Annotated in this window: 11 protein-coding genes, 1 tRNA gene and 1 pseudogene; 1 reads left to right on the top strand and 12 read right to left on the bottom strand. The window is 67.3% G+C overall.

Going from position 1 to position 16,616, the window contains the following annotated elements; all coding sequences use genetic code 11:
* Positions 1–2 precede the first annotated feature (2 nt).
* Positions 3–3,857: an ExeM/NucH family extracellular endonuclease gene (locus tag WAZ62_RS09180; RefSeq protein ID WP_422643224.1), complete on the bottom strand. Its 3,855-nt coding sequence runs from the start codon at positions 3,855–3,857 to the stop codon at positions 3–5.
* Between the two features lie 203 nt (positions 3,858–4,060).
* Between WAZ62_RS09180 and WAZ62_RS09175 the strand changes: the two genes are divergently transcribed.
* Positions 4,061–4,879 (top strand): class I SAM-dependent methyltransferase, encoded by an 819-nt coding sequence (locus tag WAZ62_RS09175; protein WP_422643223.1) that lies wholly within the window; start codon positions 4,061–4,063, stop codon positions 4,877–4,879.
* Positions 4,880–4,929: 50 nt separating this feature from the next.
* Here WAZ62_RS09175 and WAZ62_RS09170 read toward each other — a convergent pair.
* From WAZ62_RS09170 to WAZ62_RS09120, 11 genes and pseudogenes are all read right to left on the bottom strand, one after another.
* Positions 4,930–5,006, bottom strand: a tRNA-Arg gene (locus WAZ62_RS09170).
* Between the two features lie 106 nt (positions 5,007–5,112).
* The gene (locus tag WAZ62_RS09165; protein WP_422643222.1) at positions 5,113–5,865 is read right to left on the bottom strand and encodes a GntR family transcriptional regulator; all 753 of its coding nucleotides are present in this window, start codon (positions 5,863–5,865) and stop codon (positions 5,113–5,115) included.
* Positions 5,866–5,915: 50 nt separating this feature from the next.
* Complete coding sequence (locus tag WAZ62_RS09160; RefSeq protein ID WP_422643221.1) at positions 5,916–9,419, bottom strand: indolepyruvate ferredoxin oxidoreductase family protein; 3,504 nt, start codon at positions 9,417–9,419, stop codon at positions 5,916–5,918.
* Positions 9,420–9,455: 36 nt separating this feature from the next.
* Positions 9,456–9,809 (bottom strand): RidA family protein, encoded by a 354-nt coding sequence (locus WAZ62_RS09155; protein ID WP_422643220.1) that lies wholly within the window; start codon positions 9,807–9,809, stop codon positions 9,456–9,458.
* 245 nt (positions 9,810–10,054) lie between these two features.
* Positions 10,055–10,555: pseudogene (locus WAZ62_RS09150) on the bottom strand (ATP-binding cassette domain-containing protein); the annotation flags it as partial.
* A 2-nt stretch (positions 10,556–10,557) separates the two neighbouring features.
* Complete coding sequence (locus tag WAZ62_RS09145) at positions 10,558–11,349, bottom strand: ABC transporter ATP-binding protein (RefSeq protein WP_422643219.1); 792 nt, start codon at positions 11,347–11,349, stop codon at positions 10,558–10,560.
* Positions 11,336–12,232: a branched-chain amino acid ABC transporter permease gene (locus WAZ62_RS09140; RefSeq protein WP_422643218.1), complete on the bottom strand. Its 897-nt coding sequence runs from the start codon at positions 12,230–12,232 to the stop codon at positions 11,336–11,338. Before WAZ62_RS09140 ends, WAZ62_RS09145 begins: the two co-directional genes overlap by 14 nt.
* Complete coding sequence (locus tag WAZ62_RS09135) at positions 12,225–13,115, bottom strand: branched-chain amino acid ABC transporter permease (protein ID WP_422643217.1); 891 nt, start codon at positions 13,113–13,115, stop codon at positions 12,225–12,227. The genes WAZ62_RS09140 and WAZ62_RS09135 overlap by 8 nt, the downstream gene beginning before the upstream one ends.
* A 31-nt stretch (positions 13,116–13,146) precedes the next feature.
* Entirely contained in the window at positions 13,147–14,268 is a 1,122-nt protein-coding gene (locus tag WAZ62_RS09130; RefSeq protein WP_422643216.1) for an ABC transporter substrate-binding protein, read from the bottom strand.
* A 49-nt stretch (positions 14,269–14,317) separates the two neighbouring features.
* Positions 14,318–15,094 carry a maleate cis-trans isomerase family protein gene (locus WAZ62_RS09125; RefSeq protein ID WP_422643215.1) on the bottom strand — a complete coding sequence of 259 codons (777 nt, stop codon included), beginning with the start codon at positions 15,092–15,094 and terminating at the stop codon, positions 14,318–14,320.
* Positions 15,095–15,104: 10 nt separating this feature from the next.
* Positions 15,105–16,346: a D-amino acid dehydrogenase gene (locus WAZ62_RS09120; protein WP_422643214.1), complete on the bottom strand. Its 1,242-nt coding sequence runs from the start codon at positions 16,344–16,346 to the stop codon at positions 15,105–15,107.
* Between the last annotated feature and the right edge of the window lie 270 nt (positions 16,347–16,616).

Below are 16,616 nucleotides of genomic sequence, written 5' to 3'. Positions count from 1 at the left end.
GTTCAGGCCACAAGGCTGTCGGTGAAGCGGATCTGGCTGGCCAGCACCGCGTCGGTCAGCGCGGCGTCGAAGACGGCGAAGGTGGTGAAACCATCGCCATTGCCGTCGACATCGACCTGAAGCTCCGTGCCGCCGGCCACCGCCTGCGCCTTCAGGAAGCCCTCGGCGAAGAGATCCGCCGCGCTGGCGCCGGCAAAGCCGGTGAACAGATCCTTGTCCAGCACCAGCGCGTCGCGGGTGCCGCCCCGAACCTGGAACCCCGTGATCGCGTCGACGCCATCGAAGCTATCGAAGACGAAGAGATCCACGCCCTGGCCGCCGATCAGCGTATCGTCGCCGGCACCGCCCGTCAGCCTGTCGTCGCCCGAGCCGCCATCGAGCGTGTCATGGCCGACGCCACCCGCCAGCAGGTCGTCGCCCTGGGCCCCGAGCAGCCGGTCGTCGCCCGCGCCGCCCTCCAGTCCATCGGCACCATGCCGGCCTGCCAGCCTGTCGTTACCGTCACCCCCCTCCAGCCTGTCGTCGCCATAGCCGCCGTCGAGCCGGTCATCACCCGCCCCGGCGACCAGGAGATCGTCGCCTTCACTGCCGATCAGGCTGTCGGCACCGCCATTGCCGGTCAGCGCATTGTCCAGGTCGTCGCCGCGCAGGGTATCGTCGCCGTCACCACCGGCGACATTCTCGATCCCGCTGAAACTGTCGACGCCATAGCTGCCGGCGCCGGCCTTCAGGCTGATGCGAATGCCGGCGTCGAGGGCGCTGAAGTCCAGCGTGTCGATGCCGTCGCCGCCGTCATAGGTATCGCGGCCATCCTGGCTCGGGTGTTCGGACGAGATGACGAAGCGGTCGTCGCCCGCTTCGCCCTCGAGCCGGTCGTTGCCGGCGCCGCCCGAGATCGCATCGTCGCCGTCGCCGCCCCGGATATGGTCCTGGCCGGCGCCGCCATCGATCGTGTCGGCGGCATCATTGGCGATGATGATGTCATCCCCCGCCGTCGGAAGGGTGTATTCGACGAGATCGATGCCGATCACCAGCGGGTCATGGTCGGACACGCGGACCGGGCTGTCCGTATCGGCGATCGCCGGATCCCGCCCGTAGTCGAGATTATAGTCGAGGGCATCCGCCTCATCGGAATTGATGTGCCATTCGGTCATGCCGGTGATCTGGTCCGCCAGCCCGCCATTGGCGAAGATGTAATCGAGCGAGCCGGACTGGCCGTCGAAGACATAGGAATAGGGATCGGCGGTCAACGTCGCCTGCAGATTGTCGAAACCGGCGGCTTCGAGGAGGGCGATGGCGTCTTCCTTGAAATAGGCGTTGAAATCGCCCAGCAGCATCACGTCGCCATCGCCCGAGCCGGTGGGATCGGCGGCGATCCAGGCCGCCAGGGCCTCGGCCGCCAGTTCGCGCTGCTGCTGCCAGTTGCCCTGGCCGTCCAGCTGGTCGGCATCGGCGCCGGTGCCGGTGCCGCTCTTCGATTTCAGGTGATTGGCGACGGCGGTGAATTCGCCGCCGGTGGCGATTTCCGTGAAGGTGACCGCCAGCGAATTGCGACTGGTGTTCTCGCCATCGAACAGGGCGCCGATCGTGCTCTCGCTGAGCAGATCACCACGACCGAGGTCGAGGAGATCGGCGTCGTTCAGCGTCTCGACCGTGGTCCCCGCCGAAATCTCCAGGGTGCTCGTCTTGTAGAGGAAGCCCGGCGCGATGGCGTCGCCGCCGACGAACTGCATGTCGGGCTCGACCCAGGCATAGATCTCGTCGCCGAGGGCCGCGTTCAGCTGCCCGCAGAGATATTCGAGGGCATTGCCAGCAGAACCCGGCAGGAAGTTGTTCTCGAGTTCGACGAGGCTGAACAGATCGGCGTCGATGGTGACGAGGGCGGTGACCAGCTTGTCGGTCTGCCGATCGAATTCCGCCGTGCTGTTGGCGCCGCGCGGCTCGAGACCATTGGCGGTCATCGTGCCGTCGTCGAGGGTCGCGAAATAATTCAGGACATTGAGGCTGCAGGCGGTGATCGTGCCACCGACATCGGCCGGCGCATCCTCGCGCGGGCCGGCCGAGGCGAAGCTGTTGTCGCCATCCTCGACCGCGCGCACGCGCCAGGTCGCGCCGCTGCCCGAATTGCCCGCCCATTGGTAGTCGAGAACGCCGGTCAGGCCGGTCACCGTATCGCCCATGCGCGGCGCCGAGGCGGTGTCGTAACCCGCGAAACCGTCGAGATTGCCGATCGCCGCGTTCTGGACGTTCAGCCCGTCGTCATAGGTGATGGTGCGCCCGCCGATCTCCTGCAGATGGGCCTGATAGCCGGCGGCATCGGGGCTGTTGTCCTGGGTGAACTGGGCCGGGCGCTCGCCCGCGACCAGCTTGATTTCATTGAAACGGTCGAGGTTGAACTGTTCGGTGATCGTCAGCGTGTCCTCGAAGCGGACCAGCATGCTCTCGAAGGCTTCGAGATCGGGCTGGACATCGCCGTCCTGGCTGAGGCTCGTGCCCGCCGCCGGCAGGGAGACGGTCTGCGCCATGGTGTCGATATCGGCGACGGCACCGGCCTCGATCACCGTGATGCTGGTCGCGGTCAGCTGGGTCTGGCCGAAATATTCGCCGACCGTGCCGGTCACCTGCACCCGGTCGCCGATCTGGACATCGGTGCCGCCCCGGAACACGAAGATGCCTTCCGAGGTCAGGCCATCGGCATCCCAGTCGCCTGCCTCTTCCTGAAGGAAGAAACCATTCAGGTTGCGCGCGGCATCGCCGTCGCCATTCTGGAAGTCGCCGACGACGATGGCCTCGACCGTCACGGTCTGGCCGACCATCGAACTCGTATCGCCCGAGCCCTGGACCGCCGAGATCAGGGTCAGGTCGACATCGTCATTGGTGATGGTGCCGGTCGCGACCGCGTCGCCGAGTTCAGCCGTGCCGGTGCCATCGACCAGATTCTGCAAGGTGACGGTGAAGGCCTCGTCGGTCTCCACGTCGGCGTCGCCTTTGATGGTGATCGCGACATCCTGGGTCAGGTCGCCGCCGGCGGCGAAACTCAGCGTGCCGGTGGCGCCGGTGTAATCGGCGCCATCCGTCGCCGTGCCGTCCGCCGTCGCGAAGTCGACGGTGAAGGCCCCTTCATTGTCGCCGCGGGTCACCGTGAAATGCATCACCGTCTCGCCGGCATCGCCTTCGGTCACCACCGCGTCGGAGATCGAGACCCGCGTGGCCGTGCTGGTTTGCGCGACGCTCGAGACATTGATGTCGTCGATGCCGATCCATTCGTCGCTGCCGGCGGCATTGGTGGTGAAGATGCGCAGCTGGAGCTGGGCCGCACCATTGACCGCCTCGGGCAGGGTCAGGTCGAAAGCCGTGGTCTGGCCGGCGGCGCCGCCGGTCGTCACATCGGCGTTGTAACCGCCCTCGACATTGGTCCAGGTTCCGGTCTCGCCGATCCGGTACTGCATGTTGACCGGCTGGGCCGCGTTGTCGGCCGAGCCGTCGAGATCGACGGCGTTGAAGGTCACGCGCACGTCCTGGCGCTCGCTGGCATCGAGATGGATCACGATGCCCGGCGCATCGGCGGTGGACGAGCCGTTGAGGGCGATCGACGGATTGGTGACGGCGAATTCGGCCACGCCGCCATTGGACAGGGTGTTGGGGTTGGTCTGATTGGCGATGACATCGACCGCGCCCAGGCTGGCCCCCGTCAGCGTGCGCGGATCGACCCCGGTGGACGAGCCGGCATCGATATCGCCGAGATAGCCGACGATGCTGGGAACGCCCGACCAGTCGTCGTTGGTCGTGATCTGTCCGGCATCGCTCCAGTTCTGGACGAAATCGCCCGCGCCAAGATCATGATAGACGGTCGACATGATGGATTCCCCCGGTCAAAGCACATGGCTGGACGCGCGCCGTCCGGCGTGCGATCGGGGGCGGATGCTGGCCGCGCTGTCTTACGGCCGGATGACCGGACGATTGTCGATTTTCGAAGTTTTTGCGTCGTCTTACGCCAGTACCGGTTGTGTTTCCTCAACACCGGACCGGTGCCAGACTATCGACGCGACAGGAGGCTGGATTGACGGACAGGATAGCGGAGCATTACACGCCGGGGGGCGATCTCGCGGCGACGATCGCGGCGCAACTGACCCGGGCCGGGCGCGATCTCTCGAGGCTGACCACCGCCGATCTGGCGGCGGTCGACGAGTTTCACGTCCGGGGCCGGGCCGCCACGCTGGAAATCGCCCGCTGGCTCGAAGCCGGGCCCGGCGATCTCGTCCTCGACATCGGCAGCGGTCTCGGCGGGCCGGCCCGCACCCTGGCGGAAACCCGCGGCTGCCGCGTCGTCGGCGTCGATCTCTCGCCGGCCTATTGCGCGGCGGCGACGACGCTGAGCAGCTGGGTCGGCCTTGGCGAACGGGTGTCCTTCCGTCCGGGCGATGCCACCGCCCTGCCCTTCGGCGATGGCGAATTCGATGCCGCCATGACCCTGCACGTCGGCATGAATATCGCGGCCAAGCCCCTCATGTATGGGGAGGCGCGCCGCGTCCTGAAACCGGGCGGGCGATTCACCGTCTATGACGTCCTGCAAGGCGAAGGCGGCGCGGTCCATTTCCCGGTCCCCTGGGCGGGGGAGCCCTCGATCAGCCATCTGGCGACGCCGGAGGAGATGGAAAGCCTGCTCGCGCAAGCGGGCTTCGAGATCCTGCACCGGCATGATTCGAGCGACGAGAGCCTGGAATGGTTCGAGGCCATGGCGACCCGGACATCGACGGCACCACCGCCCGCGACCCTGCAAGCCGTGCTCGGCGATGCTTTCCCGGCCATGATCCGCAACCAGATCGCCAATCTGCGCGAAAGGCGAATCCGTACCGTCGGCTATCTGTGCAGGGCCTGAACAGGACCCGCGCGATGCCGTCAAAACACCAGGATTTCCAGAGAATTCCCTGGCGGACCCGAAAGGATTCGAACCTTCGGCCTCTGCCTTCGGAGGGCAGCGCTCTATCCAGCTGAGCTACGGGTCCGCGTTGGGAGGCCGGACAATAGCCGAAGCCGGGGTTGGCGGCAAGCCTGCTGGTGGTGATGAAAAGGACGATCGTCCCCCACCCCCCGCGAACCCCCGCGCTTCCGTCAGACGTTGGCGAGATAGAGCTTCGCCGCCCCTTCCTTGAGGATCGCGACGATCTCTTCCTGGCGCATCACGATGATGGCGCGCAGGACCTCGATCGCGCGCGTCTGGTCACGCTCGCCGAGCACGGTCAGGAGTTCGAGATGGCGGTGATAGCTCGCCTCGTGCTCGTCGCCGCCTTGCGGGGCGGCCCAGCGGATGAAGTGGATGCGGGCGTTGACCGTCTTCAGGGCATGCACCAGTTCCTCGTTGTGGCCGAGGGCGGCGACACGCTCGTGGAACTGCTCGTCATTGGTGATGCGCTCCACCCTGGTGACACTGGCGCGGCGCTCGAAGGTTTCCTTCCAGAAGCGCGTGACTTCGGCGATCTCGTCATCGGTGGCGCGCTCGACCGCCAGCTTCACCCCTTCGGTCTCGAGCATCACCCGGAATTCGTAAAGGTTCACGATCTCCTGCACGTCGATTTTCGGCCGATAGAAGCCCAGCGAAGGCTCGAAACGCAGCAGTCTCTCGACCACCAGCCGGTTCAGCGCCTCGCGCAGCGGCGTGCGGCTGACATTGAACCGGGCCGCCAGCTCGACTTCGTTCAGGCGCTCGTTCGGCTTGATCTCATAGCTCAGGATCAGGGCGCGCAGCGCGTCATAGGTCCTTGTGACGGCGGTGCCTTCCTGCTTGTCGCCGGATCGGGCGCCGCGCCCGCGACGGGCGGGGCCGGGAGGGAAGTCGAGGGCGACGGGGCTCTTCGCTGCGGTCATGCGTTTCGGATCCTTGTTCGAGCCGGTGATGGCATGGGGCGTCCCCTGTGTCAAACCCGATCGACAGGTCTGTATTCAGCTGCCCCCGCGCCATTTCCGACCTTGCGGAAGGGCGCCGCCGACCCGGCCAGGCGGGCCTGAAGCCGCTCCCCTTCGGCCGTGGCCGCGGCGATCGCCGCCTCCTTCACCGGGCCGAAACCGCGAACCCGCTCCGGCAGGGCGGCGATGGCGACGATGGTGCCATAGCTGTCGTCGCGAAGCTGCGGCAACAGGTCGCCGACCCTGGCCTGATAGTCGGTGATCAGGCGGCGTTCCATGCGCCGCTCCGCGGTCCGGCCGAAGGGATCCGCCCAGGTCCCGCGCAGGCCCTTCAATCGGGCGAGCAGGCGAAAGGCCGGCATGATCCAGGGGCCGAAGGTCATCTTGCGCGGCCGCCCGGTCGCGGGATCGCGGCGGGCGAGCAGGGGCGGCGCCAGATGAAAGCGGAGACGGAGCGCCTCGCCCTCGAAGGTCTCGGCGATCTGCCGGGCGAAGTCGCCATCGGTGAACAGGCGCGCGACCTCATATTCATCCTTATAGGCCATCAGGCGGAACAGATTGCGGGCGACGGTCCGGCTCAACAGGTCGCGGCCGGGGGGTTCGGCCGCGCGTACCCGCGCGACGAAGGCGCGGTAGCGGCCGGCATGGGTGGCATTCTGGTAGGCGGTCAGGAAGGCGGCATGGCGCTCCAGCATGTCGTCCAGGGTCTCGGTCTCGGCCGGGCGGGGGCGGGACGATGCCCCTTCGGCCAGTGCGCGCACGCGCTCCGGCGAGACGGCGGCCTGGCGACCCCAGGCGAAGGCCGCCTTGTTCATGGCGACCGCCTCGCCATTCACCTCGATCGCCCGCATCAGCGAGTCGTGCGCCAGCGGCACGGCCCCCGTCTGCCAGGCAAGGCCCAGCAGGAACAGGTTGGCGCCGATCGTATTGCCAAGCAGGGCGAGCGCCAGTCGGTTGGCGTCGGTGAAATGGCAGGCGTCACCACCGGCGGCACCGATCAGGGCCTGCTTCACCCGCTCGACCGGCAGGTTGAAATCGGCGTCGCGGGTGAACTCGCCCGGCATCACTTCGGCAATATTCACCACCACCCGGCTCCGGCCGCGTTCCAGGGCGGCCAGCGCCTTGGCGGTGCCGGCCACGGCGATGTCGCCGCCCAGCAGCAGGTCGGCCCCGCCGGCGCCGATGCGGATCGCCGTGATATCGGAAGGTGTCGCCGCGAGGCGGATATGGGAATAGACAGCGCCGCCCTTCTGGGCGAGGCCGGCCATGTCGATCACGCCGAAGCCCTTGCCCTCGAGATGGGCCGCCATCGACAGGATGGCGCCGACCGTGACCACCCCGGTGCCACCGACCCCGGTCACCAGGATATTGTAGGTGCCGTCGATCGCGGGCGGCACGGGCTCGGGCGGGGCCGGCAGGTCGGCCGCCGCGCCCGCCGGCTTCGGCTTGCGCGGGCTGGCGCCCGAGACCGAGACGAAGGACGGGCAGAAGCCCTCGACGCAGGAGAAATCCTTGTTGCAGGCAGACTGATCGATCCGCCGCTTGCGCCCCAGCGGCGTTTCCACCGGCTGGACGGCGACGCAGTTCGATTGCACCCCGCAATCGCCGCAGCCTTCGCAGACGCGCTCGTTGATGATCACGCGGCGGTCGGGATCGGGAAAGGTGCCACGCTTGCGGCGGCGGCGCTTCTCGGCGGCGCAGGTCTGGTCATAGATCACCACGGTCACGCCCGGCACTTTCGCCAGATCCGCCTCGACCGGGATCAGCTGGCCGCGGTGGTGGATGGTGGTGCCCGTGGGCCAGGGGGTTCCGGCCGGATACTTTTCCGGCTCGTCGGTCACCACGGCGATGCGCGTGACACCTTCGGCGGCGACCTGGGCGGCGATCTTCTGCACCGTCAGGCCGCCGTCATGGGGCTGGCCGCCGGTCATCGCCACGGCATCGTTGAACAGGATCTTGTAGGTGATGTTGACCCCGGCGCCGACCGCGAAGCGGATCGCCAGCGAACCCGAATGATTGTAGGTGCCGTCGCCCAGGTTCTGAAACATGTGGCGGCGCGTCGAGAAGCCGGACTCGCCGACCCAGCTCGCCCCCTCGCCGCCCATCTGGCTGTAACCCTCGGTCGAGCGATCCATCCATTGCGCCATGTAGTGGCAGCCGATGCCGGCGTAGCCGCGCGCGCCCTCGGGCAGGCGGGTGGAGGTGTTATGGGGGCAGCCGGCGCAGAAATAGGGCGTGCGGCTGGTCACGTCGCCGGTCTCGGTCAGGCGCTGCTGGGCCGCCTCGATGACCGCCAGGCGGTTGGCCAGGGCGGCCGTGCCGGCGCCCAGACGGCGGCCGATGGCAATGGCGATCTCGTTCACATCAAGCGCGCCGTGCGCGGCGAAGAGCCGGGCGCCCCGCTCGTCGTGCTTGCCAAGGATCACCGGGGCCTGATCCCGGCCATAGAGGATCTCGCGCATCTGACCCTCGATCAGGCCGCGCTTTTCCTCGACCACGATCACAAGATCGAGGCCGAGGGCGAAATCGGCGATTCCCCGGGGCTCCAGCGGCCAGACCACGCCGACCTTGTAGAGGGACAGGCCGAGGGCGGCGGTCGCGGCTTCGTCGATGCCAAGATCCTGCAGCGCCTGGCGCACGTCGAGATAGCTCTTGCCCGTGGCGACGATGCCGACGCGCGGCCGCGCGCCGCCGGTGAAGACCACGCGGTCCAGGCGGTTCGCCCGGGTGAAGGCTTCGATCGCCGGCCGCTTCGCCTCGTGCAGCCGCTCCTCCATGGCAAGGAAGCCGTCGCGCGGGCGGATGCCGAGGCCGCCTTCGGGCAGGGCGATATCGTCCGGCCGGATGATCTCGACGCGCTCGACGCGGCCATCGACCGCGACCGTCGATTCAACCGTGTCCTTGACGCATTTGAGGCCAACCCAGCAGCCGGAATAGCGGGACAGGGCAAAGCCATAGAGGCCGTAGTCGAGGATTTCCTGCACCCCGGCGGGCGAGAGGATCGGCATCATGGCGTCGACCAGGGCGAATTCGCTCTGATGCGCGGTGGTGGAGGATTCGGCGACATGATCGTCGCCCAGCAGGGCCAGCACGCCGCCCTTCGGGTCGCTGCCCGCGAGATTGGCGTGACGGAAGACATCGCCCGTGCGGTCGACCCCGGGTCCCTTGCCGTACCAGACGGCGAAGACGCCATCGACCCGGCCTTCGCCGCGCATGGTCGCTTGCTGGGTGCCCCAGATGGCGGTCGCCGCCAGATCCTCGTTGAGGCCGGGCTGGAAGCGGATATCGGCCGCCGCCAGCACCTTGCCGGCGCGGGTGAACTGGGTGTCCACGCCGCCAAGGGGCGAGCCGCGATAGCCCGAGACGAAGCCCGCGGTGGCAAGGCCGGCCCGCCGGTCGCGCTCGCGCTGCATCAGGCACAGGCGCACCAGCGCCTGTGTCCCGGTCAGATAGACCTGGTCCGTGGCCAGGTCGTATTTGTCGTCGAGCGATACCGATCGCGCCTTGCGTTCCATCCCCGGACTTTCTTTTATTTATATGTTCCGAAGCCCTCAGCGGGCCGCGACGATCTGAATTTCGACCGTGAAATCCGGCGCCGCCAGTTTCGATTCGACACAGGCCCGGGCGGCGGTGTGACCGGCCGGGACCCAGGCGTCATAGACCGCGTTCATCTCGGCGAAACTCGCGACATCGGCGAGCCAGATGGTCACCGAAAGGATCCTGGTCTTGTCGGTGCCGGCACGCGCCAGCAGGGAGTCGATCCGGGCCAGGATGTCGGTGGTCTGCGCGGTGACCGACTGGCCCGGGGCGCCCAGGGCGACCTGGCCCGCCAGATAGACGGTATCGCCGTGGATCACGGCCTGGCTCATGCGGGGGCCCATGTCGAGGCGTTCGATGACAGTCATGCTCTTCTCCTTGGTCGAAAGCGTCAGACGGCGGCGCCGCCGAGATAGAGCTGGCGGATCTGGTCGTCCGCCAGCACGGTTTCGGCCGATCCCTCAAGGGCGACCTGGCCGAGCACCAGGACATAGGCCCGATCGGAAATCGCCAGCGCCTCCGCCGCGTTCTGTTCGACCAGCAACACGGCGATGCCGAGCTTGCGCACGATCTCGCGCACCGCGAGGAAGACTTCGTGCAGCATCAGGGGCGACAGGCCGGCCGAAGGCTCGTCGAGCAGCAGGTAGCGGGGCGAGGGCATCAGGGCACGGGCCAGCGCCAGCACCTGGCGCTCCCCGCCCGACAGCGTATAGGCTTTCTCGCGCCGCTTGCGGCCCAGCAGCGGATAGGCCGCGATCAGCTCGTCCATGCGCTGGCGGCGTTCCGCCGAGGGCAGGAAACCGCCGCCAAGATCCAGGTTTTCCCACACCGTCAGCGCGCCGAAGACATTGTTCGATTGGGGCACGATGGCGATGCCGTTGCGCCGCACCCGCTGGTCGACCGGGCGGGTCTGGACCGCCTCGCCATCCACCGTCACCGTGCCGGCATGGGGCAGAAGGTAACCGGAAGCGACCTTCAGGCAGGTCGACTTGCCCGAGCCGTTCGGCCCGATGATGGTGACGATTTCGCCCGGGGTCGCGGTCAGGCTGAGACCCCGCAGGATGTCGACCCCGGGAACATAGCCGGCGGCGACGCCACTCAATTCCAGCGCCATGTTCAGGCCTCCGCCGCGTGGGGGTGGGCGACGGGCGGCACGGGCCGCCTCTCGCGCTTGCCGAGATAGGCCTCGACCACCCGCTCGTTTTCCATCAGCTGCTCGGGCTTGCAGTCGGCGATGAAGACGCCGCGATCGAGCACGACGCAGCGGTCGCACAGGCGGCCGATGAAGCCCATGTCGTGTTCGACGACGACCAGGGTGACGCCCTGGCGGCGGATCTCCTGCAAGGTCTCGACCAGGCGCAGCCGCAGGGTCGGATTGACTCCCGCGGTCGGCTCGTCGAGGAGGAGAAGGCGGGCCCCACCGAGGATTGCCGCGCCCAGCGCGAGCAGCTTCTGCTGGCCGCCGGAAATGCCCGAGGCCGGCTGGTGGGCGACCCGCGTGAGTTCGAGGCGCTCCAGCATCTCGAAGGCCCGGCGGCTGGCCTCGCGCGCCTCGGCGCGGGCCTTCCCGGGGCGGGAGAAAAGCCGTGTCCCCACCGGTTGCGGGACCGCGGTCAGCAGCAGCTCGGCGCAGGACATTTTGTCCGGCATACGCGGCAGCTGGAAGGTGCGGCGCATCCCAAGGCGGGCGATTTCCTCCGGCGGCAGGCCGGTGATGTCGCGTCCGTCGTAACGGATGCGCCCTGCCGACGAGCGCAGGAAGCCCGACAATATGTTGAGGAGCGTGGTCTTGCCCGAGCCGTTCGGCCCAAGCAGGCCGACGATCTCGCCCTGGCCGACCGTGAGGTTGACGTCCGACAGCACTTCGAGGCCGCCGAAATGCTTGGCGATGGCTTCAGTCTTCAGCATTGATCTTGCGCAGTCTCTCGGGCACCAGCCCGGCCGGTCGGATCATCAGGAAGGCGAGCAGCAATACGCCGACGATCAGCATACGCAGCGCACCCGCGAGTTCGGAGGGAATGCCAAGCCCGTCCTTGAGGAACAGGGCTCCGACGAAGATGAACTGGACGGCGAAGGCGCCAAGCACGGCACCGCGATGGTTGCCGATGCCGCCGATGATCACCATGGTCCAGAGCAGGAAGGTCCCGAAGGCGACGAGGTCGCCCGGGCTGATATAGGCGATGTAACTGGTGGCGAGCGATCCGCCGAAGGCAGCGACGCCGGCCGCCATCGCCATGGCCTTGACCTTGTAACGGACAATGTCATGACCGAATGAGATGGCCAGATCGGGCTGTTCGCGGGTCAGGCGCAGAATGCGGCCGAACTGTCTCTCGGTCAGGTCGCGCATGACGAGAAATGACAGGGCAAGGCCGATGACGGCGACGCCGAGCATGGCCCAGATCGCCGATTTTCCCGAAAGTCCGGGGAACAGGGAGAGGTCGCCGCCGATACCGCCCGCGCCGCCGGTCGCCCAGCCTTCGTTGATCAGGACGGTACGGAAGATCTCGGCGATGCCGAGGGTGGCGATAGCCCAGTATTCGGCCTTCAGATTGCGGCCCAGCCGGCCGACCAAGGCGCCCGCGAGGGCCGCGACAAGAACCCCCAGCGGGATGCCGGCGAGGGGCGGCAGCCCGGCCCGCACCGCCATGGCGACGGCATAGCCGCCGATGCCGAAGAAGGCGATCTGGCCGAAATTCATCAGGCCGGCGACGCCGATCTGCAGGTTCAGGCTGACCGCCGCGATGCCATAGGTGGCGGCGATGATCAGAACGTGGACGATGAAATCAGACACGGCTGCTCTCCTTGAAGAACAGGCCGTTCGGCCGGACGATCAGGGTCAGCACGAGGAGGCAGAAGCCCGCCGCCGGACCATAGGACAGGGGGACATAGAGGAAGTCATCCCCGGTCAGGAAGCCGAAATTGAGGTTGATCACCAGGGTCTCGACCAGCGCCAGGGCAAGGGCGCCGAAGATGGCGCCGACCGGGCTACCCAGCCCGCCCACGATGGCGGCGGCGAAGACCGGCAGCAGCAGGTCCTGGCCGAGGTTGAAATGAACCTGGCTGCCGACCGCGAGCAGGATGCCGCCGAGGGCGGCGAAGGCACCGCCCAGGAATCCGATGATGTCGACGACGCGGCCGGAATCGATGCCGCAGGCCCGGGCCAGTTCGGGCTGGGTCGCGACCGCGCGCATCGCCCGGCCAAGGCCGCTGCGATAAAGCACGATGAGGAAGCCCGCGACGAAGGCCGCCGTCACCACCATGATCACGATCTGGGTCGTGGTCACGGCCGCGCCGAGCACCACCATCGGCACCTCGATCGGCAGCTCGAAGCGGGTCGAGCGGGTGCCGGCGATCGCCTGGATGAGCGACCGGATGATGATCGCGACAGCGAGGGAGCCGATCATGGCGATGACCGGCGAGACCTTCAGCAAAGGCGCGAAGGCCAGGCGATGGAGCGACACCGCCAGTCCCCCCGTGACGGCGGCGGCGGTGAGCGCCGCCAGCCACAGGGGCAGGCCGAAACCGGCGAAGAGCAGGCCCAGGAAGGCCCCGACCGTGGCATATTCCGTCTGCGCCAGGTTCGGAAAGCGGACCAGGGCATAGACGGTGCTGAGGCCGAGTGTGATCAGCATCAGGTCGCCCGCGCGCAGCAGGGCGTCAATGATGAACTGCATGGGTGCTTTCCCCGGTTTCGGATGCGGTGCGTTACAGGGGGGCGAGGCCGCCGTCCTTGACGGTGGCCAGCAGATATTCCTGTCGCGAGCGTTCGCCATCGGCGTCGAGCTTGATCGGGCCGGTGGCGCCATCATAGTCGAGCCCATGGGCCGCCTTCAGGATCGCCGCCGCATCCGCGCTGCCGGCGGCATTGACGGCCTGGGCCGCCATGGTCACGGCATCGTAGAGATAGCCGTTGAAGGCCGAGCGGAAGGCTTCGCCATATTTCTTCGTATAGGCGTCCTGATACCAGGCGCTGTCCGCGCCGATGAAATTCACCTCGGCGCCCAGCTGGCCCTCGACCGTTTCCTTCGGCGCATCGCTGATACACATGGACAGATAGATGCCGAACCACGGCGTCTTCTTCTGGCCCAGCTCGAAGGCTTCGCGATTGATGATCGCCGCCTCCTGGCCATAGGCCGAATAGACATAGATATCGGGCTCGAAGCGGGCGATCTGCTGCAGCTCGCGGCGATAGCTCGACTGGCCTTCGGTATAGAGCAGGCTGTGCACGACGGTGCCGCCGGCCGCGGTGAAGGCCTTGGTGAACTCGCCGCTCATGCTGTCGCCGTAAGCATTGTTGGGCAGGATCACCGCCGCCTTCTTGTAACCCTTTGCGCTCAGGGCCGTGGCGGCGAATTTCGACATCACGTCGTCGAGGCCGATGACCGAGAAGGCGAGGCCGCCGCCGGGTTTGCGCAGCTTGACCGAGGACGAGCCGCAATTGATGTGGACGACGCCGGCCTTTTCCATGGCCTGGCGCAGCGGCACGGTGACGCCCGACGAATACTCACCCATCACCACCTTGGCGCCGTCGATCGAGACCAGTTTCTTGGCGGCGTCGAGGGCGGTCTGGGCATTGCCCGCCGAATCCTCGACCATCACCTTCAGCGGCCTGCCGAGGACGCCGCCGTTGGCGTTGATCTTCTCGACCGCGAGTTCGATGCCGCGGCGCTGGTCCTCGCCGATCGAGGCGCTGGCCCCGGTCAGCGGCAGCACGGCGCCGAAGACGACGCCGTCGGCGGCGGCGAAGGCGCGTCGCCCGCCGAGGGCGGCCGCGAGGCTGCCCATGGCGACGGTGGCCATGAAATGACGGCGGTTCAATCCATTCATCGCAAGCTCTCCCTTTGTGTCCCCTTGGACGTGCTGATGAGACAGGTGATCAGACGGGTGACGGCAGCTCGAACAATCGGCCGACGCCCGGAATGCGCTCGTCGATGCCGGCGAGACGCAGGCAGTGCCAGGCCAGGGCATGGTCGCTGGCGGTCACGGGAAGGCCCGTTGCCGCCTCGATCTCGGCCGCCTTGTCGGCGAGGCGCAGGCTGGTGCAGGAAATGAAGACCGCGTCGAGATCGGCCTTGTCGGCCATGGCGGCGATACCATCGGCGATCGAGCGGGGCGAAATGCGGGCGGCCTCGCGGTCGTCCAGCTTCTCGAAGGAGCCGAAGGCGGCGACCTCGACCCCCTTGCCCTCGAGGAAGCGGCGCACGATCTCGTTGACCGGCTTCGCGTAAGGGGTGATGACGCCGATGCGGCGGGCGCCGAAGGCTTCGAAGGCGGCCAGCGCCGCCGTGATCGGCGTGGTGCAGCGGATGCCGGGGCGGGCCTTGCGGATCTCGTCGAAGATCACATCCTCGCCGAGGGTCATGGTCGCCGAGGTACAGCCGAAGCCGACGACGTCGAGCGGCAGGCCGGGCAGGATCAATTCGGTCGCCGGCGCGATGCGCCCCTTGATGGCGCGCAACGTATCCGGCGTGATGTCGGCGTCATTGTAGAGGCGCGCGGCATAGAGACCGATGCCGTCCAGCGGCAGCAGGCGGCGGAATTCATATTCCATGGTCTGGTCGGTCGCCAATACCAGAAGGCCGATGGCGGCCCTCGCGGCGACGCCGCCGTCGAGTTCGCAGGGCAGCAGCCCAAGGTCGAGACAGTCGCTCATGTCCGTCTCCTCAGGCGGTGATTTCGTCGATCGGCAGGGCGGGCTTTCGCCCCGCGATCAGGTCGGCGAGGATGCGGGCCGAGCCATGGGACATGGTCCAGCCGATATGGCCGTGACCGGTGTCGTACCAGAGGTTGCGGTGCTTCCTGCGGCCGATGATCGGCAGATTGCTCGGCGTCATGGGGCGGAGGCCCGCCCACATCTCGGCCTCGTCGTAGCGCGCGCCCTGGGGATAGAGTTCGCGCGCGACCTTGCTCATGAAGGCGAAGTCGCTCGGCTTGTGGCTGGTGTCGTAGCCGGCGAATTCGGCGGTCGCGGTCACCCGCATGTGGCTGCCGAAGCGCGAGATGGCGACCAGATTTTCCTCGTCGACCGAGCCGATGGTGGGCGGATGCGGTTGCTCGCCGATCGGAATGGTCAGGGAATAGCCCTTGATCGGGTAGATCGGCAGGTCGACGCCGATCCGCCGCGCGAGGCGGGGGCTCTCGTTGCCCAGCGCCATGACATAGGCATCCGCCTTGATCGTGCCCCGGTTGGTCCGGACGCCGGTCACTTCGTCGCCGCTGGCCTCGATGGCCTCGATCCGCTCGCCCAGGCGGAATTCGGCGCCGCTTCCCCTGCACAATTTGGCCATTTCACGGGTGAAGGCGGCGCAGGAGCCGGTCTCGTCGGTCGGGCAGTAGATGCCGCCGGCGATACGGTCGCCGACGGCGGCGAGAGAGGGCTCGAGAGCGAGCACGCCAGCCCGGTCCAACACTTCGATCTTCTGGCCGTCATCGGCCAGGATCCGCATATGGGCGATGCCGGTCTCGAGCCGTGCCGCCTGGCGGTAGAAATAGAGGATGCCGCGATCGATCCGGTCGAAGGCGATCGGCACTTCAGCCAGCGTCTCCCTCAGCACGGCCTGCGAATATGTCGCCAGGCGATGCTTGCGGACGGTGTTGTATTCAGATTTGCTTTTCGTGCATTGGGCGAGGAATTTCAGCGACCAGGTCCAGAGCCGAGGATCGAGCGAGGGCGTGAAACGCAAAGCCTGATTCCGGGCGAACAGCGACTTCAGCAAGGTGAATGGGGCGGAAGGCGAGGACCAGGTGAAGGAATGGCCTGGCGCCACCATGCCGGCATTGCCCCAGCTGGTGTCTTCGGCAACGCCGGCGTGACGCTCGACCAGGGTGACCTTGTGGCCATCCTTCAGAAGCTGCCAGGCCGCGGTGACCCCGACGACGCCACCGCCCATCACCAGAATATGCATTGCCGCGAACCCCAGACGTATTTGAATCCGTATATGTAGACAGTAATGCATTCACATATTGATGCGTCAACAGATTCATGACCGGAAGAAGTTATTGGCCGATGGCGGCGGACGGACGGCCGCCCCGCGCGGGGACTCGATCCTCGCGGGTGCTGGGATGGCGATGGCGGCGCGATCGCACCGGGACGGGCTATGCGGGGTCGGCGGGGTTGCCAGGGGACGGCGGGATCATCGCCCGGCCGAACATGGGCGCGGAGCCACCGTCCACGG

The organism is Zavarzinia sp. (genome assembly GCF_049306435.1).
Lineage (GTDB): Bacteria > Pseudomonadota > Alphaproteobacteria > Zavarziniales > Zavarziniaceae > Zavarzinia.
This window is presented reverse-complemented; position numbering and strand designations above follow the sequence as displayed.